Source organism: Rhodopseudomonas sp. B29 (assembly GCF_000333455.1).
Taxonomy (GTDB): domain Bacteria; phylum Pseudomonadota; class Alphaproteobacteria; order Rhizobiales; family Xanthobacteraceae; genus Rhodopseudomonas.
Map to the genome: position 1 here is coordinate 1 of NZ_BADD01000115.1, position 7644 is coordinate 7644.

At 66.3% G+C, this 7644-nt stretch carries 5 protein-coding genes; 3 read left to right on the forward strand and 2 right to left on the reverse strand.

Annotated features, from left to right (window positions below; genetic code table 11):
• The first annotated feature begins 459 nt into the window (after nt 1-459).
• Entirely contained in the window at nt 460-1299 is an 840-nt protein-coding gene (locus I5M_RS04225; protein WP_031335330.1) for a DMT family transporter, read from the forward strand.
• A gap of 55 nt (nt 1300-1354) precedes the next feature.
• Nucleotides 1355-2098: an alanyl-tRNA editing protein gene (locus tag I5M_RS04230; protein ID WP_022720263.1), complete on the forward strand. Its 744-nt coding sequence runs from the start codon at nt 1355-1357 to the stop codon at nt 2096-2098.
• A gap of 8 nt (nt 2099-2106) precedes the next feature.
• Here the strand turns inward: I5M_RS04230 and I5M_RS04235 are convergent, their stop codons facing one another.
• Together I5M_RS04235 and I5M_RS04240 are read right to left on the reverse strand one after the other, a co-directional pair.
• Nucleotides 2107-4836: a DUF2339 domain-containing protein gene (locus tag I5M_RS04235; protein WP_051048651.1), complete on the reverse strand. Its 2730-nt coding sequence runs from the start codon at nt 4834-4836 to the stop codon at nt 2107-2109.
• Between the two features lie 131 nt (nt 4837-4967).
• The gene (locus I5M_RS04240) at nt 4968-6014 is read right to left on the reverse strand and encodes an alpha/beta fold hydrolase (RefSeq protein ID WP_022720265.1); all 1047 of its coding nucleotides are present in this window, start codon (nt 6012-6014) and stop codon (nt 4968-4970) included.
• A 156-nt stretch (nt 6015-6170) separates the two neighbouring features.
• Here I5M_RS04240 and I5M_RS04245 point away from each other — a divergent pair.
• Nucleotides 6171-7644: winged helix-turn-helix domain-containing protein (locus I5M_RS04245; protein ID WP_022720266.1), on the forward strand; the 1474-nt coding region annotated here is incomplete at its 3' end.

Below are 7644 nucleotides of genomic sequence, written 5' to 3' on the forward strand. Positions count from 1 at the left end.
AGACAATGTTTTGATTGACCCGCACAATGCGTCTGCAGATGATGCAAATCAACCTCTGGTCGTGTTGTTAGTTCGGCCAAGAGGAACGCGTGGTGCGAGCCGATGAGCAGGAGGTCGCATGGTAACACCCCGGCCGTGTTCCGACGAACGACGTGTCGCGTTCGAGCTGTGCTCGCGGGTAGTCCTGCGTCTAAGCCGCCTCTGACACCAACGATCTGAGCACGACGATATCCGGAGCGATTGCATCTCCGGCGGTGGCCGCACTGTGCGCGACATCGCCAGAGCACGGCCGTCGTTTGCCCAATGCAAGGAGCCGGTGGCCGCGACCTCTGCCGCCCCGATTCAACTCAACCCGATGGCTGACCCATGACGTTATTCGAAGCCGCTTCTGCGACCATCACCAGCATTCGGATCGAGGCAACGAGACCGCGTCTCGCACTTGCCTTCGCCGGGGTCGTCGTGGCGGTTTGCTGCCTCGCGACCGGCGGCATATTCGTCAAGCTGAGTGCTCTTGATCCGATCGCGACCGGCGCGTGGCGTATCGGCCTCGCGCTCCCGTTCGCCTATGTCTGGCAGACGCTGGAACGGCGCGGTGACCACGCTCCGGAGCCGGCACTCGGCGCCAACCAGCTAGGGCTGCTGTGGCTGGCGGGTGCCTGCCTCGGTTTCGATTTGGCGCTCTGGAACGTCTCCTTCCACTACACGAGCGTGGCGAATGCCAATCTCCTTGCCAATCTGGTTCCGTTCGTTGTCGTGCCCGTCGCGTGGCTGGTGTATCGCGAGACCATGACCCGCCTATTCGTTGCCGGGTTCGTGGTCGCTCTTTGCGGAGTCACCATTCTGCTGTCGCCCAAGTTCGCTGCCGGCAGTGGGTCGTTGTTCGGCGACGCGCTGGCCCTGATGACGGCGCTGTTTTACGGATCCTATTTGCTGCTCGTGAGCGGCTTACGACGCTCGATCGCCTCCGGCCGGATCATGTATCTGACGAGCTTCGGCACGCTGTCGGTGCTGGTTCCGCTGGCGTTGGTCTTCGAAAGCCGCCTGTTTCCCGTCTCCCTGCTCGAGCTCTGGCCGCTGTTTGGATTGGCGCTGATTGCGCATCTCGGCGGACAGGGACTGCTTGCCGCGTGCCTGCGCTACATTCCCGCTAGCCTGTCTTCGGTGCTGGTGTTGATGCAGCCGATCGTGGCGGCGCTGTACGCCTGGATGCTGTTCGGCGAGAGCCTCGGTCGCATTGAACTGCTCGGCGCTGCCGTCTGTCTAACCGGGCTCTACGTCGCGAAACTCGGCCAGAAATGAGGTCGATCGTGCGATCACCAGACTGCACTTGCCTGCCGTCCGGAACCGAGGCGCCATGACTGTCGTTTCCACGATCAAACTCTTCGAAATCGACGCTTACGTCCGGGAACTGGAGACGACGATCGTCGACCAGTCCGATACTAGCGTGTGTCTCGAGAAGACGATCTTCTATGCGGAGAGTGGCGGCCAGCCGGGTGATATCGGCGAGTTGCTCCTGGACGGCGGTGAGCCGCTGCGCGTCGCCGATACACAATATATCCCCGGCCGTCTCCGGATTGCTCATGTCCTGGCGACGCCGCCTGACCGGAGCCTGATCGGCGCCAAGGTGCTGGCCCGGATCGATTGGGAGAGGCGATACCGGCTGATGCGTCTCCACACCGCTCTGCACCTGTTGTGCAATCTCGTCGATGCGCCGGTGACGGGATGCGCGATCTATCCCGATTATGCGCGCCTCGATTTCGATATCGAGGCACCGCTCGATCGCCAGCTATTGACGGACCGCCTCAATGCGCTGGTCGGCAACGATCTGCCGGTCGAGATTCAGCACCTGAGCGCCGACGAGATGTCGGCCATGCCGTCGCTGGTGCGAACAGTTCAGGCTGCGCCGCCGCAGACTGGAAGGCAGCTTCGACTGGTGAGCATCGGCGACATCGACCGGCAGCCGTGCGGCGGCACGCATGTGGAATCGACCGGCGAGATTGCAGGCGTCGCTGTAACCAGCGTCGAGAAGAAGGGACGCCGCAACAGGCGCGTCAAGATCGCTCTTGCGGCTTCAACCGAGCCCTCGACCGCCGGCTGAGTCAGTCGTCACTCGGTCGATTCGACGACGACTCCGTCGGCGGCGGCTGCAATGGCGCAGTCGCCCGCAGCGGGGCGCGTCCGGAACAGGATGCGCTGATACAGCCAGCCGATCGCCACCAGCACTACGCCGAGGCCCATGAACGACAGCGCGCGGTACACGCCGGTCAGCGTCGACATGTCGATCAGGAACGCCTTGCAGATGGTGAGGCCGATCACCACCGCGGAGGCGAGGCGGGCGCGCTGGGAGTCGAACAGCAGGCCGGCGCCGAGCAGGAGCACGCCGCAACCGAGCCAGGCCAACGAGTAGGTGTATTGTTCGGCGTCGCTGGTGTCGCCGACCGACAGAACCGGGCCTTGATACAGTCGCCGGATTTCCAGCGAGACGTAAGCCAGCCCCATCAGCAGCGCGAACGCGGCGAGACTGTTGGCGTAGAACGGGCGGCGCAGACCCGCGACCGCGTAGGACAGTAGTAGCGCAAGAAACGCTGGGGCGGCGTAGCCGAGCAGCAGCTGGTTCAGCACCACGCCGTCGATCTGAATTCGCCAGAACAGCGGGTTGTCGAGCAGCAGCAAGCCGAGGAGGCTGGCAAGCACAGCGAACACCGCGAGCAGCACCGCTGCGATATTGTGGACGATGCTGTGGCTGCGGCGGCGCAGCCGCTCGAGCCCGATCGACATCGCCAGCGCGACACAGACCTGCAGCGCGACCTCGGTCAGCCCGGCGTTGTCGCGGTAGACGTCGCCGCCGTTCACGGCGTGGCGGATCTCAAGGAAGGCCAGCAGCACGGTGAACAGGATAGCGGCGGACTCGACGCTGCGGAGCGGCACGTCGTCACCGCGCCGGCGCAGCCAGATACTGCCGAGCCAGAACGACGCCGCCGGCACGCCGTAGCCCCACAGCAGCCAGTTGAAGATCGGCGTGGTGCCGATCGCATCGCCGACGATGCGCGGCTCCATGCCGATCCGCACCACCACGATGCCGGCCAGAATTGCTGCGAGCCAACGCAGAAATGGAATCGGCCGCTGCAGCGAGATCCAGGCGGTGCCCGCGCTCATCAGCGCCAGCGCGATGGTGAGCCAGCCTTTCTCCAGCGCAAACGTCAGCGCCAGCGCCAAGGCGGCGAGCGTGCCGGTTGCAAACAAGGCGATCGAGATCGCCAGCCCCGGGCGGTGCTCGCGCTTCGTCAACACCTCGGTGGCCGCCGCGAACGCAGCTGCGAGCAGCACGGCCACAATGGCGAACGGGATCGACCGATCGAGATGCGCGATACGCGCGTAGAGCGCGACCAGCAGGGCCAGCGGAGTGAACACGCCGGCTGCCGCCCACACCACGGGCACTGCGGCGCTCGGCGACCGGCCCTGCGCCGCCATCCCGCCGCCGGCGAAGCCGATCGCGAACAGTGCTGCGACGACGAGGTGAGCCGTCACCGATCCGGCGAGCGGATTGCCGCCGATGCCGGGCAGCGCACCGCCGGGGACGACAAGGATTTCGGGATTACTCTGCACGACCCACGACAGGAACACGAGGCCGACCAGCACGGAAGCGACGCCGACCGCTGCGGCGGCTGCTGCGGAACGCCAAGCCACGCCGAGCGTCGCGGCGATCAGCACCGCGAAGACGATCATGGCTGCGTCCGAATGACCTTCGCCGACGACGATGAAGGCGGTCGCCAGCAGCACGGCGCTGAGCGAGGCCGACGACACCGGCTCGATCCGGCCGTCGTCGAGCGACGGGCCGAACAGGAAGTTGCACACCACCAGCACCGCGGCGAGCGCGAAGCCGGCGATGACGTGGAAGGCGAGTGGCGCTAGCGACGCGCCGGCAAGGCCGGCCAGCGTCCAGAGGAACGCCAGCACGATCGTAGTGACGGCCAGCCAGCGCCATAGCCGAATGCGGGCAAGGCCGAAGGCTGCCGCCGTCACGACGACGAGGTAGACATAGAGCGCCCAGTAGTTCGGCTCGGCGGACGAGACCAGCAGCGGCGTGGCGAATGCGGCAACGACGCCGAGGCCGGCGAGCGCGGGTCCGTGCAGCAGCGCGGCGGCCAGCGTGCCGAGCGCGACGAGGCCGAGCAGGATGAAGGCAGTGGCCGGCACGAGGAAGTTATAAAGCGCGTAGGCCGCGTAGACGGTGGCGAAGGCGACTGCGGTGCCGGCAGCTGTCAGGATCGCCGGGATGTTGGCGATCGGCAGCGCGCTGATTTGCGTGATGCTTTCCTTGCGCCGCGTGACTTCACCGGCAACTAACAATCCCAGCGCGAAGAGCCCGCCGAGCAGCACGCGCACGCCGGGCCCGATCAGTCCCTGCTCGATCGAGTAGCGCACCATGAAAAAGCCGCCGAGCGCCAGCGTCAGTCCGCCCACCCAGACCACCCAGCGAGTGCCGATGCGTTCTTCGAAGCCGGGCCGGGCCGCCGGTGCCTCGGGCGGCGGGGCGAGCGACGGAGCCGCGGCGAGGGCCGGCGATAATTCTTCCGGACGAGCCGCTTGCGACGGCGGTGCGGCCTGCCAAGGCGATGCGTCGGCCGGCTCGGGCCCCGGAGCCGCCTCGGCGGGCGCAAGCGGCGCTTCGGTTCGCGCTGTGCCGGGTGCGGCCGCTGGCGCTGCCGCGTGCACGACCGGCCGTCCGGCCTCGAGCGCATCGATCCGCGTGCGCAGTTCGTTCACGCGATTCTGCAGCTTGCGGATGATAATCAGCGCGGCGATCGCCGCGATCAGCGCCAAAACGTCCAAGATCGATCCTATTCCGGCCGCGACCAGCCGGCAAAAGCACGCCCCGGCATCGGCCGAGTCGTCGCCACGGTGTGTTGCAACTGGGTAGGTGTCAATTCGGCCCGCCCAAGTTCAAACCGCCGTGGCGGCGCGGCTTACAATCGGCCGACGTCGATCACCGCCTGCGCGAAGGCTTGTGGCGCTTCCTGCGGCAAATTGTGGCCGATGCCGCCGCTGATCAGGCGGTGCGCGTAGGGGCCCGTGAATTTCTTCGCATAGGTCGCGGGCTCCGGATGCGGCGCGCCGTTGGCGTCGCCTTCCATCGTGATGGTCGGAACGCCGATGCTCGGCGTGGTCGCGAGCCTGGCTTCCAGCGCATCGTATTGCGGATCGCCCGCGGCGAGGCCGAGCCGCCAGCGATAATTATGGATCACCACTTCGACGTGATCGGGATTGTCGAACGCCGCGGCGCTGCGATCAAAGGTCACGTCGTCGAAGTGCCAATCCGGCGAGGCGATGTGCCAGATCAGCTTGGCGAAATCGTGCCGATACTTGTCGTAGCCGAGCCGGCCACGCTCGGTGGCGAAGTAGAACTGATACCACCATTGCAGCTCGGCCTGCGGCGGCAGCGGCATGCGGCCCGCCTCCTGGCTGCCGATCAGATAGCCGCTGACCGACACCATCGCCTTGCAGCGCTGCGGCCACAGCGCCGCGACGATGTTGGCCGTGCGGGCGCCCCAATCATAGCCGGCGAGCGTCGCGCGCTCGATCTTCAGCGCATCCATCAGCGCGACGATATCGGCCGCGACCGCCGACGGCTGGCCGCTGCGCATTGTCTCGTTGGAGCGGAAGCGAGTCGTACCGTAGCCACGCAGATAGGGCACGATCACTCGATGGCCGCGTGCAGCGAGCAGTGGCGCCACCTCGACGTAGCTGTGAATGTCGTAGGGCCAGCCATGGAACAGCACCACGGCTGGACCATCGCTGGGGCCGAGTTCGGCGTAGCCGATCGATAGCGGGCCGGCGTCGATCTGCCGAAGCGCCGGAAATGAAGTCGGCGCCGGCGTGCCTGCCGGCTGTGGAGCCGCGGTTGCGGCCCGGGCGAGCGGCAGCTTGACGAACTGAGCCGCGGCCAGAGTTCCGAGCGCGATGCCGAAGAAGCGGCGGCGGGATGTCGATGGCGAGTTGATGTCGGCGGACATGGCGTTCTCCTGATTGGCTTGGCGGCCAACATGCCGGGCGCCGTCACCCGCCGCTTGGAGAGCGTCTGGATTTTTCCTTGAGAGAAGCTGGTTTTTGCCGCAGGGCCACTGTGTTAGCGTCATCACTCTGAACAAGGCGGCCGGCAGCGCAACGCATTGCTCTATCATTTCAACAACTTCGTGCTCGACAGCGGCAAGCGTGAACTGCGCTGCGGTGAGCAGATCGTGGCGACCGAGCCGCAGGTGTTCGATCTGCTCGAACTGCTGATCGCGTCGCGCGATCGAATCGTCAGCCGCGACGACATGCTGGCCAAGGTGTGGAACGGCCGCATCGTCTCGGAGGCGACGCTCAGCAGTCGGATCAGCGCCGCGCGCGCTGCGATCGGCGACAATGGCGACGAGCAGAAGCTGATCCGCACCATCGCGCGCCGCGGCTTTCGCTTTGTCGGCGAGGTGCGCGAGCAGGCCGAGGCTGCGCCGGAGCCAATTGCCGAAACGCTGCCGCGGTTCGAGGGGCCGTCGATCGCGGTGCTGCCGTTCGCCAATATGAGCGGCGACGCCGAGCAGGATTACTTCGCCGACGGCATCGTCGAAGACATCATCACGGCGCTGTCGCGCTGTAGCGGCCTCGTGGTGATCGCCCGCAATTCGTCGTTCGCCTACAGGGGCCGTGCCGTCGACGTGCGCACCGTCGGCCGCGAACTCGGCGTCGGCTACGTGCTCGAAGGCAGCGTGCGCCGCGGCGGCGAGCAATTGCGCATCACCGGCCAGCTCGTCGACGCCGAGTCCGGCGCTCATCTATGGGCGGATCGCTTCGACGGCGAGCTCGGCGACGTATTCACACTACAGGATCGCATCACCGAGTGCGTCGTCGCCGCCATCGAGCCGACGCTACATTTGGCCGAAGCGCGGCGGCTGCACGTGAGCGCGCCTGCTCAACTCGATTCCTATGACATGCTGCTACGCGCCTCCAGCCTGCGCAATCAGTTCACACCGGAGAGTCTTATCGAAGCTCTCCGCTGCCTTGACGACGCACTCGCGCTCAATCCGGACTATCCGAGCGCGTTGGCGGCCTCGGCCTACTGCCAGGCGCTACGCCACTTCCAAGGCTGGATCACTCCGGCTGGCGATCACTCCGCCCAGGCGGTTGCGCGTGCCTGGCGTGCAGCCGAACTCGCGCCGTCCGATCCGCAGGTGTTGTGGATGGCGGCGTTCGCGATCTGGAACATGGCCGATGATCCAGAGCCGGCGCGCGAGCTGTTCGCCCGCTCGCTCAGCATCAATCCGAACTCGGCGACCGCGCTGGCGCTCAGCGGCTGGATCGAAACCATGCGTGGTGATCAGCAGGTCGGGCGCGTGCTGATCGATCGCGCACTCCGCATCAACCCGCGCGATCCACAGGGCTGGTTCGCCTTCGGCGCCCTGGCGATCTGCGAGATCGCCGATCGTCGGTTCAAGGAGGCTGTGACCTGGGCCGAGCGCGCGTTGGCGCAGAACCGCCGCTTCACCGTGGCGCTTCGCGTGTTGATCGTCGCGCTGATCCAGATCGGTGAGCCCACGCGCGCTCGGGAGGCCGCCCAGCGACTCATTCAACTCGAGCCGGACTTCACCGTGTCTGGCTTCATGGGGC